The sequence below is a fragment of the Hyphomonas sp. genome (genome assembly GCF_013823385.1).
GTDB lineage: Bacteria > Pseudomonadota > Alphaproteobacteria > Caulobacterales > Hyphomonadaceae > Hyphomonas.
On the sequence record NZ_PNMA01000001.1, the window covers coordinates 275,922 to 291,801 of the forward strand.

At 64.5% G+C, this 15,880-nt stretch carries 12 protein-coding genes; 9 read left to right on the top strand and 3 right to left on the bottom strand.

Features of this window, described 5'->3' with window-relative positions; all coding sequences use genetic code 11:
* The 4 genes from atpA to C0456_RS01370 are packed head-to-tail and all read left to right on the top strand — an operon-like array spanning position 1 to position 4,342.
* A complete protein-coding gene (gene atpA / locus C0456_RS01355; RefSeq protein ID WP_291047569.1) occupies positions 1-1,536 on the top strand; it encodes a F0F1 ATP synthase subunit alpha in 1,536 nt (511 codons plus the stop codon).
* Between the two features lie 35 nt (positions 1,537-1,571).
* Positions 1,572-2,450: a F0F1 ATP synthase subunit gamma gene (locus tag C0456_RS01360; RefSeq protein WP_291047570.1), complete on the top strand. Its 879-nt coding sequence runs from the start codon at positions 1,572-1,574 to the stop codon at positions 2,448-2,450.
* 45 nt (positions 2,451-2,495) lie between these two features.
* A complete protein-coding gene (gene atpD, locus C0456_RS01365; protein ID WP_291047572.1) occupies positions 2,496-3,923 on the top strand; it encodes a F0F1 ATP synthase subunit beta in 1,428 nt (475 codons plus the stop codon).
* 11 nt (positions 3,924-3,934) lie between these two features.
* Positions 3,935-4,342, top strand: a complete 408-nt coding sequence (locus C0456_RS01370) for a F0F1 ATP synthase subunit epsilon (protein WP_291047574.1) — start codon at positions 3,935-3,937, stop codon at positions 4,340-4,342.
* Between the two features lie 69 nt (positions 4,343-4,411).
* Here the strand turns inward: C0456_RS01370 and C0456_RS01375 are convergent, their stop codons facing one another.
* From C0456_RS01375 to C0456_RS01385, 3 genes are all read right to left on the bottom strand, one after another.
* Complete coding sequence (locus C0456_RS01375; protein WP_291047575.1) at positions 4,412-5,197, bottom strand: thioesterase family protein; 786 nt, start codon at positions 5,195-5,197, stop codon at positions 4,412-4,414.
* A 133-nt stretch (positions 5,198-5,330) separates the two neighbouring features.
* The gene (locus C0456_RS01380; RefSeq protein WP_291047576.1) at positions 5,331-5,651 is read right to left on the bottom strand and encodes a 2Fe-2S iron-sulfur cluster-binding protein; all 321 of its coding nucleotides are present in this window, start codon (positions 5,649-5,651) and stop codon (positions 5,331-5,333) included.
* 17 nt (positions 5,652-5,668) lie between these two features.
* Complete coding sequence (locus tag C0456_RS01385; protein ID WP_291047577.1) at positions 5,669-6,913, bottom strand: FAD-dependent oxidoreductase; 1,245 nt, start codon at positions 6,911-6,913, stop codon at positions 5,669-5,671.
* A 155-nt stretch (positions 6,914-7,068) separates the two neighbouring features.
* On the opposite strand from C0456_RS01385, the gene tsaE reads away from it, so the two are divergent.
* The 5 genes from tsaE to addA are packed head-to-tail and all read left to right on the top strand — an operon-like array spanning position 7,069 to position 15,872.
* Entirely contained in the window at positions 7,069-7,524 is a 456-nt protein-coding gene (tsaE, locus tag C0456_RS01390; protein WP_291047579.1) for a tRNA (adenosine(37)-N6)-threonylcarbamoyltransferase complex ATPase subunit type 1 TsaE, read from the top strand.
* Entirely contained in the window at positions 7,508-8,608 is a 1,101-nt protein-coding gene (locus C0456_RS01395) for a phosphotransferase (RefSeq protein ID WP_291047581.1), read from the top strand. The genes tsaE and C0456_RS01395 overlap by 17 nt, the downstream gene beginning before the upstream one ends.
* Positions 8,605-9,330 carry a nucleotidyltransferase family protein gene (locus C0456_RS01400; protein ID WP_291047582.1) on the top strand — a complete coding sequence of 242 codons (726 nt, stop codon included), beginning with the start codon at positions 8,605-8,607 and terminating at the stop codon, positions 9,328-9,330. The genes C0456_RS01395 and C0456_RS01400 overlap by 4 nt, the downstream gene beginning before the upstream one ends.
* On the top strand, positions 9,320-12,373 hold the full coding sequence (gene addB, locus C0456_RS01405; protein WP_291047583.1) for a double-strand break repair protein AddB: 3,054 nt from the start codon (positions 9,320-9,322) through the stop codon (positions 12,371-12,373). Before C0456_RS01400 ends, addB begins: the two co-directional genes overlap by 11 nt.
* A complete protein-coding gene (gene addA / locus C0456_RS01410) occupies positions 12,366-15,872 on the top strand; it encodes a double-strand break repair helicase AddA (RefSeq protein WP_291047584.1) in 3,507 nt (1,168 codons plus the stop codon). Before addB ends, addA begins: the two co-directional genes overlap by 8 nt.
* Positions 15,873-15,880 lie beyond the last annotated feature (8 nt).

A 15,880-nucleotide genomic window follows, 5' to 3' on the forward strand; every position in this document is an offset into this window, starting at 1 on the left:
ATGGACATTTCACCTGCAGAAATTTCGGGCATCCTGAAGTCTCAGATCGAGAATTTCGGCGTCGAAGCTGAAGTCTCGGACGTTGGCCAGGTGCTTTCCGTCGGTGACGGTATCGCCCGTATTTATGGTCTCGACAGCGTGCAGGCCGGCGAACTCGTCGAGTTCGATGGCGGCATCAAGGGCATGGCCCTGAACCTCGAGAAAGATAACGTCGGCGTCGTGATCTTCGGCGAAGACCGCAACATCAAAGAGGGCGACACCGTCAAGCGGACGTCCGAGATCGTTGCTGCTCCTGTTGGTAAAGGCCTCCTTGGCCGCGTCGTGAACGCGCTGGGTGAGCCGATCGACGGCAAAGGCCCGCTGAAAGACGTTGCCAGCCGCGCCCGCGTGGACGTGAAGGCGCCGGGCATCATTCCGCGTAAATCGGTGCATGAGCCGATGATGACGGGCATCAAGGCGATCGACGGCATGATCCCGGTTGGCCGTGGCCAGCGCGAGCTGATCATCGGTGACCGTCAGACCGGCAAGACCGCCATCTGCATCGACACCATCCTGAACCAGAAGCCGACCAATGATGCGGCCAAGTCCGACAAGGACAAGCTGTTCTGCGTCTATGTCGCGATCGGTCAGAAGCGTTCGACGGTTGCTCAGGTCGTGAAGGCGCTCGAAGAGCGCGGCGCGCTGGACTACACGATCGTTGTTTCGGCCACGGCATCTGAAGCCGCTCCGCTGCAATACCTCGCGCCGTTCACCGGCTGCGCCATGGGTGAGTGGTTCCGCGACAACGGCATGCACGCCCTGATCATCTATGATGACCTGTCCAAGCAGGCTGTCGCGTATCGTCAGATGTCACTGCTGCTGCGCCGCCCGCCGGGCCGCGAAGCCTATCCGGGCGACGTGTTCTACCTCCACTCGCGCCTGCTTGAGCGCGCTGCGAAGCTGAACGACGACAATGGCAATGGTTCGCTCACCGCGCTGCCGGTCATCGAAACCCAGGCCAACGACGTGTCGGCCTACATCCCGACCAACGTGATCTCGATCACCGACGGCCAGATCTTCCTCGAAACCGACCTCTTCAACTCGGGTATCCGCCCGGCCGTGAACGTCGGTCTGTCGGTTTCCCGCGTGGGCTCCGCCGCTCAGACCAAGGCGATGAAGAAAGTTGCCGGCTCGATGAAGGGTGAACTCGCCCAGTACCGCGAGATGGCCGCCTTCGCGAAGTTCGGCTCCGACCTTGATGCTGCGACCCAGCGCCTGCTGAACCGCGGCGCGCGTCTGACCGAACTCCTGAAACAGCCGCAATACTCGCCGCTGCTGATGGAAGAGCAGGTCGTCATCATCTACGCCGGTACGCGCGGCTATCTCGACAAGGTCGATCTGAAAGATGTGACCCGCTACGAGAAAGAACTGCTCGTCCACATGCGCGGCGCGAAGAAAGAGCTTCTCGCCAAGCTTCGCGACAAGAAAGAACTCACCAGCGAGATTGAAGACGAGATCAAGAAAGCGCTGGACGATTTCACTTCGAAATTCGCCTGATCTGTTGAGTGGACCAAGGACGGTAAAGGCCTGACATGCCCAGCTTGAAGGACCTTAAGAACCGGATCGGAAGCGTGAAATCCACGCAGAAGATCACGAAGGCGATGCAGCTCGTGGCTGCTGCCAAGCTGAAGCGCGCGCAGGACGCCGCAACGGCTGCGCGGCCCTATGCTGAGCGTCTGGCCGCGGTTCTCGCAAACCTCGCCGCAACGACTGGCCAGGGCGGCCCGAAGCTGCTGACCGGCAATGGAAGCGACCAGACCCATCTGATCGTGGTCATGACGGCTGAACGGGGCCTCGCCGGCGGTTTCAACGCCTATGTGGCCAAGCTGGCCCGGCAGAAGATCCAGCAGCTTCAATCCGAAGGGAAGACCGTCAAGGTTCTCACCATCGGCAAGAAGGGCCGCGAAGTTCTGGCGCGCGAGTACAGCGCTCAGTTTGCCGGACACATCAGCCTGGCGGACGTGAAGAGCAACAACTTTACCGATGCAGCGCTGTCGGTCGGCCAGATGCTCACCAAGGGCTTCGAGAATGGCGAGTTTGACGTTGCGACGTTGATCTATTCGCAGTTCAAGAACGTCCTGTCGCAGGTTCCGACAGCTCAGCAGCTGATCCCGGCAACTGCGCCTGCGGGCGCGCCGGCGATTGATCTGGGCGGGGCGCAGTACATCTACGAGCCGTCCGAGGAAGCCATCCTCGAAACGCTTCTGCCGCGCTATATCAATACGCAGATCCTGTCCGCCATGCTGGAAAGCTCGGCGGGTGAGCAGGCGAGCCGCATGACCGCAATGGACAACGCGACCCGCAACGCCAAAGACCTGATCAAGGCGCTGAACCTGAAATACAACCGGGCACGCCAGGCACAGATTACCAAGGAGCTGATCGAGATCATCTCCGGGGCCGAAGCCCTCTAGACGCTAACCAGACCAGAATACTTCATCTCCCGAGGAGACGATCAGATGAGCACCCCCGCAAACGCCAAAGGCCGTGTATCACAGGTCATCGGCGCCGTCGTTGACGTAGAATTTGATGGCGAACTGCCGTCGATCCTGAACGCACTCGAGACTGACAACAACGGCAACCACCTGGTTCTGGAAGTTGCGCAGCACCTCGGCGAGAACACGGTCCGCACCATCGCCATGGACTCGACCGAAGGTCTCGTCCGCGGCCAGCCGGTGTCTGACACTGGCAAGTCGATCATGGTTCCGGTTGGCCCTGCCACCCTCGGCCGCATCATGAACGTCATCGGCCAGCCGATTGACGAGCGCGGCCCGGTGACCACCGACCTGCTTCGTCCGATCCACGCCCCGGCGCCTGAATTCGTCGACCAGTCGACGGAAGCCGAAGTGCTCGTGACCGGCATCAAGGTTATCGACTTGCTCTGCCCCTACGCAAAAGGCGGCAAGATCGGCCTGTTCGGCGGCGCCGGCGTGGGCAAGACGGTTCTGATCATGGAACTGGTGAACAACATCGCCAAACTGTTCGGCGGTTATTCGGTGTTCGCCGGCGTGGGTGAGCGGACCCGCGAAGGCAACGACCTCTATCACGAGATGATCGAGTCGAACGTTATCAACCTGGAAGGCGAAAGCCGGATGTCGCTGGTCTATGGCCAGATGAACGAGCCGCCGGGCGCCCGTGCCCGCGTCGCGCTGACCGGTCTGACGCAAGCCGAATACTTCCGCGATGTGGAAGGCAAGGACGTTCTGTTCTTCGTCGACAACATCTTCCGCTTCACGCAGGCAGGTTCGGAAGTGTCCGCTCTGCTCGGCCGTATTCCTTCGGCTGTGGGTTACCAGCCGACGCTGGCCACCGACATGGGCGCCCTTCAGGAGCGCATTACCTCGACCAACAAGGGGTCGATCACCTCGGTTCAGGCCGTCTACGTTCCGGCTGACGACCTTACCGACCCGGCGCCGGCAACCTCGTTCGCTCACCTTGACGCAACGACGGTTCTCTCGCGCTCGATCGCCGAAAAGGGTATCTACCCGGCTGTGGACCCGCTCGACTCCACCTCGCGTATCCTCGATCCGATGGTTGTCGGTGAAGAGCATTATGAAGTGGCCCGCGGCGTTCAGCAGATCCTGCAGAAATACAAGGAACTTCAGGACATCATCGCCATCCTCGGCATGGACGAACTGTCGGAAGACGACAAGATCACCGTTGCCCGCGCCCGTAAGGTCGAGCGTTTCCTGTCGCAACCGTTCGACGTTGCCCAGGTCTTCACCGGTTCGCCGGGTGTGCAGGTGAAACTCGAAGACACGATCAAGGGCTTCAAGGGCCTGATCAGCGGCGAGTTCGACCACCTGCCGGAGCCGGCCTTCTACATGGTTGGCAATATCGAGGAAGCGAAAGCCAAAGCCGCGAAGCTGATGGCGGAAGCTGCCTGAGGAATTAGTTGATGGCTGACAAGCTGCACTTCTCTCTCGTATCGCCTGCCCGGGAGCTGTTCTCGGGTGAGGTCGATCACGTGATCGCTCCGGGTACGGAAGGCGAGTTCGGCGTGCTGGTGAACCACGCGCCGTTCATGACGACGCTGAAGAACGGCGTTGTGCGCGTTCTGGAAGGCGATGTCGTGCGGTATCGCTTTTATGTGCGCGGCGGCTTTGCGGACGTGACGCCCGCAGGCCTGACGATCCTTGCTGAAGAAGCTCGCAATCTTTCCGACGCAAATGCGCAGGAAATCGATGTCGAGATAGAAGCGGCCCGGATCAAGCTTCTGGAACTCGACGCTGGCGACACCAAGCGCGCCGTCCTTGAACATCAGATTTCCTATCTTGAGGGCCTGCGCACCGCGCTCGCCAACTGATCGGGATACAGATCAAATAAAAGCCCCGGTCATTTGACCGGGGCTTTTTTGTTTTCAGTGCCTCTTGGCCTATACAAAGACGGCGATGGTCTGGCGGCCAATCATGATCGGCTGGCGCTGCTTGTTCCAGAGCAGCATTTCCTGGCTTGAATAGCCATTGCGCGCCGTCTGGGCCACATGCCGCGCGAGAAACCAGCGGTCCTGTGTCTCGATGTCCTCTGTGAGGAATTCCGCCATCCAGGTCATCGAACTGATACGGCCCGGCTCGCGGAACATGGCCATGGCGGCGGGCGGCGGCGCATCGGCCAGCGCGAGCAGGGACACGGCGTCCAGGGGCGTGGCGGTATCCTTATGGCGCATCCAGATAGAAACATCTGCCTTGTCCGCGCCGGACATGGGCGGGGTGCCCCCGGCAATCAGCATGTCGAAATTCTGGGCAAAGGCTGGCCCCTGGTGATTGCGGAAATAGGGGGGAACATTTTCCGGGTCCGGTAGCGCCGGCGCGGGCAGGTCAACCAGATCAATCGAGGACTGGCGGGGCGCGCCGAAGGTCATGATGGCTTCGGCCAGCACGCCCTCTGCGCCCGTCATGCGGACTGAGACGAATACCGTGTTCTTTCCTTGCCGCAGCACTTCGGCTTTGCACGTCACCTCGCCATTCACGGGGCCGACAAAGGCAACCTGGGCGGCGCGGGCGGGCAGGCCGGGGGCAAGCGCTCTGGCCGCTTCCAGGCAGAGCGCAGCGGTGAGCCCGCCATAGGCGGTGCGGCCCTGCATCCATGTGTCCGGGATGGAGATTTGGTGTGTGCCTTCGGCTGTCCTGGAGATCGAGGACAGCAACTCGGTGTAATTCATCGGTCAGCTCCTGGGAGGATAGGCGACTGGAACGGCAGCATGGTTCTGAAAAAGAACCAACCTATCACGTTGCGTCACATGCAAACGCCCCGGCTGGCGGGCCGGGGCGTCAAGGTAATTCCGGAATGTGGGCTTAGTGCTGGCTTTCCGGGGTGGAGACGCGGAGACCGTCGAGGGCGTCGGTCACCTTGATCTGGCAGGAGAGGCGCGAGTTCGGCTTCACATTCTCTGCGAAGTCCAGCATCGACTTTTCCATCTCTTCCTGAACCCCGGTTTTATCCAGGAAGGCCTCGTCCACATAGACATGGCAGGTGGCGCAGGCGCAGGCCCCGCCGCAATCAGCGTCAATTCCGGGAATGGAATTCTTGATCGCCGCTTCCATTACAGATTCGCCGTTCTTCGCTTCCACCGTGCGTTCGGTGCCGTCATGCGAAATATAGGTGATCTTTGCCATGTGGGTTTCCGTCTCCTTCAGGCCGCGGCTGATGCGGCGATGTCTTTCATTGGGATGGTGGTGTCGCTGAGCATTTCAGGGGCAATCTTTGCGCCTGTCATGATGAGTTTCTTGGATGCCAGGAACTCCGGCGGGCTGTTGACCGCATCCACGGCAATGAGCGTTCCATTGCGCAGATAGAAGGCGGCAAACTTGCGGGTCCCCGGATCGCCGCGCAGGACGATCTGGTCATAGTCCGTGCTGAGGCCGGCGATCTGGAGCTTGAGGTCATACTGATCCGACCAGAACCAGGGGCAGTCTTCGGCCGGCCGGGGCAAGCCAAGGATGGCGGCAGCCACCAGCTTGCCCTGTTCGATGGCATTGTGGACGCTTTCGAGGCGGCCCGTGCGGCCATAGTGAACCAGCGGGCGGCTGGCGCAGTCGCCGGCGGCGAAGACGTGCGGATCGGAGGTGCGGCCATCGCGGTCTGTCAGGATGCCATTGGCGCAGGCGATGCCGGCCTCTTTAGCCAGCTCTTCATTCGGCAGGATGCCGATGCCCACGAGGACGATATCTGCCGGCAGCTGCGTGCCATCGGCCAGCACGGCGGCGCTGACATGGCCATCGGCGCCGTCGAGATGGGACAGGGCCGTATTGGTAAGGATCTTCACGCCTTTGGCGGTGTGCTCCTGGGCGTAGAATTCGCTCATCACCGGGCTGGTGACGCGGGCGAGCACGCGCGGCGCCATCTCCAGAACGGTCACATCGAGCCCCATGGTGCAGGCAACGGCGGCGGCTTCCAGCCCGATATAGCCTGCACCGATGATCACCATGCGGCGGCCGGATACCATCTGCGGGCGAATACGCTCGACATCCGACAGGGTGCGCAGGTCGTGGACACCCGCGAGGTCTGCGCCCTGGCAGGGCAGTTTGCGCGGGCGCGAGCCCGTGGCGAGGATCAGCGCGTCATAATCCAGCACGCCGCCATGCTCGATATGCAGCTGGCGGGCGGCGCGGTCGATCCGGGTGGCGTGCGCGCTGAGGATCACCTCGATATTGTTGTCCTGATACCAGGCGGCGGGTTTGAAATAGAGCCGCTCCTCATCCATCTCGCCTTTCATATAGGCCTTGGAGAGGGGCGGGCGCTGATAGGGCAGCGCGGTTTCTTCGCCGACAATCGTGAGCGTGCCTTTATAGCCACCCTGGCGCAGGGACTGGACAGCCTGCGCAGCCGCCTGACCGGCGCCGGCTATCACGATCTTACTTGCGCCCGAAAGGTCCACAACGCCCCCTGTTTCCTATAATGACGCTAGCGTCAACTTTTGCCCGGTTGTAAGCACTTGTAACGCAGCGTGCAAGCACTGCAAGCAGGGTCACTCCGTCACATAATCAGGTTAAACCGAGGTTGCGTAGCGGCAGGGCAAGACTAAGAGAAGCCATGACGACAACTTTCGATCTTGCTGATGAGGCCGCAACGCTTTCACTGGGTCGCGCGCTGGCAAGGATCCTGCGCGCGGGCGATTTTGTGGCCCTGCATGGCGACCTCGGCGCGGGCAAGACGACCCTTACGCGCGGGCTGATCCAGGCCCTGCTGGGCGAGGGGGAAGACGTGCCCAGCCCCACCTACACGCTGGTGCAAATTTATGAGGGGCCGGACTTTCCGCTTTGGCATTTCGATCTCTACCGGCTCGATGATCCCGATGGCGTCGAGGAGCTGGGCTGGGACGATACTGTCGAAGGGGCGGCGCTTGTGGAATGGCCGGAGCGCGCCGGGCGCCACCTGCCAAGGCAGCGGCTGGATGTGTTGCTCGAAATTCACGGCAATCAGCGCCGGGTGAGGCTGGAACCGAAGGGCGAAGGCTGGCAGGAACGGCTGCATGGATTCAGCCTCTGACTCGCGCGCCCATGAGATCGACCGGTTCCTCGCCAGCGTGGGCGATGGATGGGACCGGGCCATCCGCAAACCCCTCGGCCAGGATGCCTCAACCCGCCGCTATATCAGGCTCTTGAGGGAAGATGGCGCAAGCGCGCTGCTGATGGATGCGCCGAGGGTGGAGGATGATCCCTGCCCGCCGCAGGCTGACCGGGCGCAGCGCGAGAAGATGGGCTGGAATGCGATGACGCGGCTGGCGGCTTCGCGGGTGGAAGCGTTCGCGCTGATATCCGGGCATCTGCGCAGCCTGGGGCTGGCGGCGCCGGAAGTGTATGCCTTCGATCCGGCGCAAGGCTTTGCCCTGATTGAGGATTTTGGCGAGGGTCGCGAATTTGCCCGGATCATCGAGCGGGGCGAAGCGGACGAGCGGACGCTTTACCGCGCGGCGGCGGAGACGCTGGCGCTTCTCCACGCCGCGCCGGTGCCGCAGCGCCTTGAAAAGGATGGGATTGACTGGCCGATCCTGGACTTCGACGCGGTCGCGCTGGGCGCAAATGCCGACCTTTATGCCGACTGGTTGCCGCTGGAAGCGGGCGGAACGAAGCTGACGGGCGCGGCGCGGGCGCGCTGGGAAGCGGTGCGGGACGCGCTGATCGAAAAAGCCATGTCTTTTCCGAGGGTTTTCACGCTGCGGGACTATCATGCAGAGAACCTCCTTTGGCTGCCCGGCGGCCGGGTCGGCCTTCTCGACTTTCAGGACGCGGTGCGCGGCTGGGACGCCTGGGACATGGCAATGCTGACCCAGGACGCGCGCCGGGCGGTCTCCGAGGGGGCAGCGGAGGACACAATCCGGACATTTCTGGACAAATCCGGACAATCCCGGACAGATTTTGACGAACGGCTGGCAGTAATCGGCGCGCTCAATGCCCTCCGGATTGCCGGGGTCTTCTCCCGCCTGCAGCACCGGGACAAGAAGCCCCGCTATGGCCAGTTCCAGCCCCGGCAACTCTCCCTCCTCGCCCGCAACCTGGCCCACCCGGCGCTGGCGGACATGCGGGCCTTCGTTATGGAGCAGACCCCCTTCGTGTTCGAGGCAACAGCATGAGCGTTCCGGTTCCGCATACGGCGATGGTGCTGGCCGCAGGGCTGGGCACGCGGATGCGGCCTCTGACCAATGACTGCCCCAAGCCGCTGATCGAGGTGCGCGGGCGCAAGTTGATCGACCGGGTGATCGGGCCGCTGAAGGCGGCGGGGGTGAAGCGGCTGGTGGTGAATGTGCATTACCTGCCGGAGCAGATTGAAGCTTATCTGGCGACGCTGACGGATTTCGAGGTGATCGTGTCCGATGAGCGTGGCGAGGTGCTGGAGACGGGTGGCGGGCTGGCCAAGGCGCGGCCCCTGCTGGGGGAGGAGCCGGTGTTCGTGCTGAACACCGATGCCTTCTGGTTTCCCGAGGCGGCGGACCCGCTGCTGGCGCTGGCGGATGCCTTTGACCCGGCGCAGGAAGACGAACGCCTGCTGGTGGCCGATACCGGACGGGCGCTTGGCTTTGATGGGCCGGGGGACTTCTTCATGGACGCCGAAGGCCGCCTGACCCGGCGGGGCGAAGCGGCCACAGCGCCCTGGGCCTATGCGGGCGTGCGGATATTGAAGCCGCAGGTGTATGACGGGCAGCCGGTGGAGCGCTTTTCGGCGCTGCGCATCTGGGACGCGCTGATCCCGCAGGGGCGCCTGCGGGGGCTCCCGCTCGATTCCTTCTGGCTGCATGTGGGCGACCCGCAGGCGCTGAAGGATGCGGAGATGTGGGTGGCCTGTCATGGCGGGTGACGCGCTGTTCGGGCCGGATGCCCCGCGCATCCGGACGATTGCGCCGGGCACGGCCTTTGTGAAGGAACTTGCGCGCGCACTCGCCGAGGAGACTTCGCTCTCCACCCGGCCGGACGCGCTGGCGGATGCCATCATCTATGTGCCCAACCGCCGGTCTGCCCGCGCCTTGTCGCTGGCGCTGTATGATGCGGCCGGGGAGCAGACGATCCTGCCGCCGGATATCCGGGCGCTGGGCGACCTGGACAGCGGGGAGCCGCCGCCGATTGCCGAGCAAGCCCTTTCCGGCGCGGTGCCGCCGCTTTCGGGGGCGCGGCAGCTGGGCGTGCTGGCGACGCTGGTGCGCCATTACTATCGCAGCGCCATGGAGATTGACCTGCCGCCGGCCTCGGCGCTGTCGGCTGCGCGCGAGCTGGGCCGCCTGCTGGAACAGGCCGCGATGAGCGAGGACGCGGACTGGAGCCGGCTGGAAGCGCTGAGCCTGGGAGACCTGGCGGCGCACTGGTCCCGCTCGGCGGACTTTCTGAAGATCGTCACCCAGCTCTGGCCGGAATGGCTGGCGGAGAACCGGGCGTCTGATCCTTACAAGGAGCGCTTGCGGGCCGCGCGGGCACTGGCCGATCACTGGCAGAAAACGCCGCCCGCTGGTCCGGTGATCATTGCCGGATCGACCGGCGCAACGCCGCCGGGGCGTATCCTGATGCGCGCTGTTCTGGAATTGCCCAAGGGCCTGATCGTGATGCCGGGGCTGGATACGGCGCTGAGCGAGAAGCAATGGGACGCCGTGATCAAGGCGCCGGGCCACCCACAGAACACATTGATACGTACCCTGAAGGCATTGGGGCGGACGCCGGACAGTGTGGCCGCCTGGCCGGGCATTTCTGCCGATGCGCCCGCCCGCGCGCGCGTGCGCCTGATCCATGAAGCGCTGGCGCCCGCAGAAGAGACCGCCGACTGGCGCGCGACGCTGGAGGAACTGGCCAGGGCCGGCGGCCAGCCGATTGACGAATTTGTGCACGACGGACTGACCGGCCTCAGCGTGGCGGAGACGCCGAATGAAGCAGCGGAAGCTGAAGCGGCCGCGCTGCTGATGCGGGAAACGCTGGAGCGGTCCGGCGAGACGGCCGCTCTGGTGACGCCGGATGCGGGGCTGGCGCGGCGTGTTTCCGCGCTGCTCGGCCGGTGGGGTATTCATGTGCCGCCTTCGGCGCCAGTGCCGCTTGGGCGCACGCTCGCGGGAAGCCTGATCGGGCTTTGCGCGCGCTGGGCGGCAGACCCTGGCGAGCCGGCGGTTCTGGCCGCTGTGCTGAAGCATCCATTTGTTCGCGGGAAGATGGATTCGGGCAAGCTGGACCTCTATTTCCTGCGTGGGCCGCGCCGCTGGAAGGGGCTTCATGATCTGGCCCACAGCATCGACATTCGCGACAAGCTGGAGCCACATTCGCCGTTCCAGCGGGAAGGCCAGGATGAGGCGATCCTGCTGGTGCGCCGCCTTGCTGAGATCATGGAGGAGACCGGTTCGGATTTCTCCAGTCTCGAAACGGTGACGGCGGAGGAGGCGGCAAAGCGGGTGGCCGATCTGGCGGGCGCGATCAGCGAGACGCCGATGCCCTGGGCCGGGGAAGACGGCGCGGGCGCGTCAAACCTGTTGCAGCGGCTGGCCGAGCTTGGGACCTTCCTAGGGGAGATGCGCCCGGAAGCCTTTGCCGATCTTGTCGACGCTGAATCCTCCACACTGCCGGTGCAGACTGGCGCGCCGGAGCATCCGAGGCTGTCAATCTGGGGGCCGCTGGAGGCGCGTCTTCAGTCTGCGGACCGATTGATTCTGGCGGGCCTCAATGAAGATGTGTGGCCGGAGAAGCCGCCGGCGGACGCCTTCCTTCCGCGCCGGTTCCGCGCGCCGCTAGGGCTGAATGACCCTGAAGAGCGGATGGGCCTTTCGGCGCATGACTTTGCGCAGCTGGCGGCGGCGCCGCATGTGGTGATGCTGTATGCGGCGCGGCGGGATGACAGCCCGGCGGTCGCGTCGCGCTGGGTGTGGCGCCTGCGGACGCTTGCCGAAGGCGCGTTTGGCGAGCGGACGGCAGAGCTGCTGAAGGGGGAAACCGGGCAGCTGATGGACTGGGTGGGCGCGCTTCAGACGCGGGGGATGGGCAGCCTGCCGGCGGATTTCAGCGCGGAGCCAAGGCCGAAGAAGCGCACACCGGAAGACTGGCCCCGCCGGCTTTCGGTCACGCGGGTGGACCGGTTGCAGCGCGATCCCTATTCGATCTGGGCTGAGTCCGTTCTGGGGCTGAAACAGGTGGACGTGCTGGGCGCGCCGCTCGCGAGCAATCTGCGCGGGACGGCAATCCATGCGGCGCTGGACGCATTTGAGGCAGAGGGCGTGGCGAAGGATGCCGAGACGCTGCTGGGCCTTATCCGGGACGAGCTTGCGCAGACGGGGGAACCGGAATCCTCCTGGGCCGGACGGCTGGCGATCTGGCAGGATGTGGCTGCGTGGTATCTGGACTGGCGCCGCGAGCGGGATGTTTCGGGCGGCATCCTGCGTGAAGTGAGGGGCGAGTATCGCAGCGATATATCCGGGCACCCGTTTGAGCTTTCGGCAACGGCCGACCGGATCGAACGGACGGCAACGGGATCTCTGGTGATCGTGGACTTCAAGACAGGTCTGCCGCCTACGGACAAGGCGATTGATGCGGGCTATGACCAGCAGATGCCGTTGCAGGCGATCATTGCGTCAAAGGGCGGGTTTCAGAATGTCAGGGCTGCGCCAGTGGACGCGCTGGAATATGTGGCGATCCGGGGGCGGCCTGAGGCGCGCCGGATTGGCGAGAGCAAGAGCAGCCCGAAATCCCTGGCAGAGCTGATCGCGGCGGCAAAGGACGGATATGTGCGTCTGATTGCGGCCTATCGCGATCCCGAGGCGGTCTATGTGTCTGCGCCGCGGGTGCAGTTCGTGAAGTATGACTACGGATATAACCTGCTCGCCCGGCGGGCGGAGTGGAACCGGGATACGCCGGGAGGGGATGGCGGCGATGAGTGAACGCGCCCAGCATCAGGTAGCATTTGAGGCCGCGACCAAGGCGCAGGCCGATGCGGCCAATCCGAACGTTTCTGCTTATGCCACGGCGAATGCGGGGAGCGGCAAGACCAAGGTTCTGATCGACCGGGTGGCGCGCCTTCTGTTACGGCGGGAGGATGGCCGGCCGGGGGCGGACCCGGATTCCATCCTGTGCATCACCTACACGCGCGCGGCGGCCAACGAGATGCTGACCCGTCTCTTCCGTACACTGGGTGACTGGGCGGTGAAGGAGGATGACAGCCTCCGCGAGGCGCTGGCCAAGCTGGAGGGGCGGGCGGCGGAGAGCTATTCGCGGGACGATCTGCGCGATGCCCGGCGCCTGTTTGCGCGGGCGCTGGAGACGCCGGGCGGGCTGCGGATCGAGACGATCCATGCGTTTTGCGCGCGCATTCTGCGGCGGTTTCCGCTGGAGGCGGGCGTGGTGCCGGGCTTCATGGAGATGGAGGACCGGGACGCCCGCGCGCTGTGGCAGGCGGCCAAGGAGCGGGCAATTCTGGACGCGGCGGAGGCTGCGCCAGACCATCTGGCGCTGATTACGCGGGAGGCGATGAATGAGGGCGCTTCCAGCGCGCTGGACGCGCTGAAGGGGTCTGGCGCGGCGGTGATGCGGTTTGCCGAGCGGCATGATTTCGTCATTGAGCGGATGATGGAGGCGCTGCGGGCCGATCTGGGCGCGCCGCGTGAGACGCCCGAGGACATCCTGGCGGCGGCGATGGGAGAGGCCCTGCCACGCGGCGCGATCCGGGAGGCGCTGGGGGCGCTGCTTTCGGGGACGGCGACCGATCAGAAGCGGGCCGAAGCGCTGGAGCGGACGCTTGCGGCGCAGACGCCCGAGGCGATCTGGGCGGCGTATGCGCCCTTCTTCCTGACGGAGAAGGGCGAGTTCCGGGCGCAGAACCCCTACACCAAGAAGACGGGGGAGCTTTGCCCGCTGCTACCAGAATATTTCCAGATCAAGGATGGCGAGGGCCGGGAGACGGCGCGGGTGCGCGGGCTGGTGGAGACGTTGCAGCGGGCGCGGGCGTTTGCGCGGACGGCGGCGCTGATCCGGATCGGCCTGCCGGCGCTGGAGGCCTACCGGGACGAGAAGGCAAGGCGCGGGGCGCTGGATTTTGACGACCTGATCCAGAAGACGCGCGAACTGCTTGAAGCCGAGGGGATGGCGAGCTGGGTGCTCTACAAGCTGGATGGCAGCATCTCGCATGTGCTGCTGGACGAGGCGCAGGATACAAGCCCCGAGCAGTGGGATCTGATCCGTGCGCTGACGAACGAGTTTGGCGCTGGCGAGGGGCGCGATTATTCGCAGGACCCGCGCACGATGTTCATCGTGGGGGACGAGAAACAGTCAATCTATTCTTTCCAGGGGGCCGAGCCGGAACGATTGCTTCAGGAAACGCGGCGTTTGACCGAACGGATGCCGGGAGCAACGGGCGTCGAGATGCTGATGTCGTTCCGCTCGGCGCCCGAAGTGCTGACCTTTGTGGACACGGTCTGGAACCGGTCGCCGCCGATTGATGTGGGGATTACGAACGCGCCGCCGCAGACCGCAAACGATATTCGGCACACGGCGCGGCGCTGGGATCAGCATGGCGCGGTGGAAATCTGGCCGATCGAACCCAAAGTGCCGGACGATGAGACGGATGCGTGGGAACGGCCTGTGGATGTGGTGCGGGCGACCTCGCCCAAGGCGAAGCTTGCCGCCGGTGTGGCGCGGGCTGTGCGGCAGATGATCGACCGGGGAGAGACGGTCTGGGAAGGACAGGCCGAGCGGGCGATGCGGCCGGAAGACGTGCTGATCCTCGTCAGCAAGCGGCAGGGGGGGCTGTTTGACGCGCTAATTACGGCGCTGAAGGCGGAAGGGTTGCCGGTGGCCGGGGCAGACCGGCTGATCCTGACGGACTTCATCGGTGTGCAGGACTGCCTGAACCTGATGCGGTTTGTGACGCTGGACCTGAGGGATCTGACGCTGGCGGAGATTCTGCGCGGACCATTCTGCGGCTTGGTGGATGACGACCGTTACCTTTTCCCGCTGGCATCGCGCCGGGCCAAGGGGGAAACGCTCTGGTCGCGCGTCAAGGCGAGCGATGACGTGGATGTTCAGCGGGCGGCGCGCTTCCTTCAGGGACTGTTCGACCGGGCGCATCTGCCGCCTTACGAGTTCCTGAGCCATGTGCTCGACCGCGTGGGGGAAGGCGGGCTGACGGGGTGGGAAATGCTGAACGCGCGTCTCGGCACACCGGCGCGTGACCCAATAGAGGCCCTGCTGTCGCGGGCGCTGAGCCATGACAGTGCGGCGCCGTCATCGCTGCAGTCTTTCGTGGCGGCGATGGAAGCTGAGGCAGTCGAGATCAAGCGCGACCTGGCCGAAGCCGGGCGCGAAGTGCGGGTAATGACGGTGCATGGCGCCAAGGGGCTTCAGGCGCCGGTGGTGATCCTGCCCGATACGACCTCAAAGCCGAAGACCAGCGCGCCGGCCGTGCTGGCGAGCGCGAACGCCGTAGTCTGGTCGCCGCGCAAGGAGACCGATGCCGAAGCGTCGAAACGCGCGCGCGCGATTGCGGAGGCCAAGGCGCGCGAGGAGCATCGCCGCCTGCTCTATGTGGCGCTGACGCGGGCGCAGGACCGGCTGATCATTGCCGGGCACTGGCAGGGGCAGGCAGGCGAAGGGAAAACCGGATATGATAAGGATTCCTGGTATGCCCTCTGCGATATGGCGATGGCCGCGCTGGAGCCGGAAGAGTTTGAGTTGGGGCTGCGCTTCGGGAAGGTATCTCTCGCCGGATCGGGGGCAGCATTGGGAGCGGCGAGGGAGGGCAATCTTCCGGGCTGGGCGCTGACGCCGCCAAAGGCTGATCCGGTGGCGCGCAAGCTGTCTGCGCCGACAAGTCTCCTTGGGCCTAAAACGCGCATCGTCGCGCCGTTCGATGCGGCGCGCGAGGAACGTCTGAAGCGTGGCCGCGCCATCCATGCCCTGCTGCAATACCTGCCGGAACTGCCCGAAGAGACACGCGAAGCGGCGGCAGATGCCTACCTTTCCCGCGATGGCGAGCTGACGGCGGCGCAGCGGGCGGAGATGAAGGCAGCGGCCCTGGGCGTGATGCGGGACCCGGCGCTTGGCGCGATCTTTCAGCCGGGCGGCCGGGCCGAGGCGGCGATTATCGGGCGCGCGCCGGAGCTGCCCGAAGGCACGGTGATCAATGGCCGGGTGGACCGGCTGGTGGTGACACCGGCGCAGGTGCTGGTGATCGATTTCAAGACCGATCAGCCCGCGCCGGAAAAGGCAGAAGACGTGGCAGAGACTTATGTGGCGCAGATGGCGGCGTATTGGGCTGTCTTGAAGACGGCGTTTCCGCAGCGGGAGGTGGTCGCCGCGCTCTGCTGGACGGATGGGCCGCGGCTGATGCGCCTGCCGGAAGCTCAGCTTTTAGAAGTTCTCACAAGTGCGCGCGCCATGGTTTGACTTGGCCC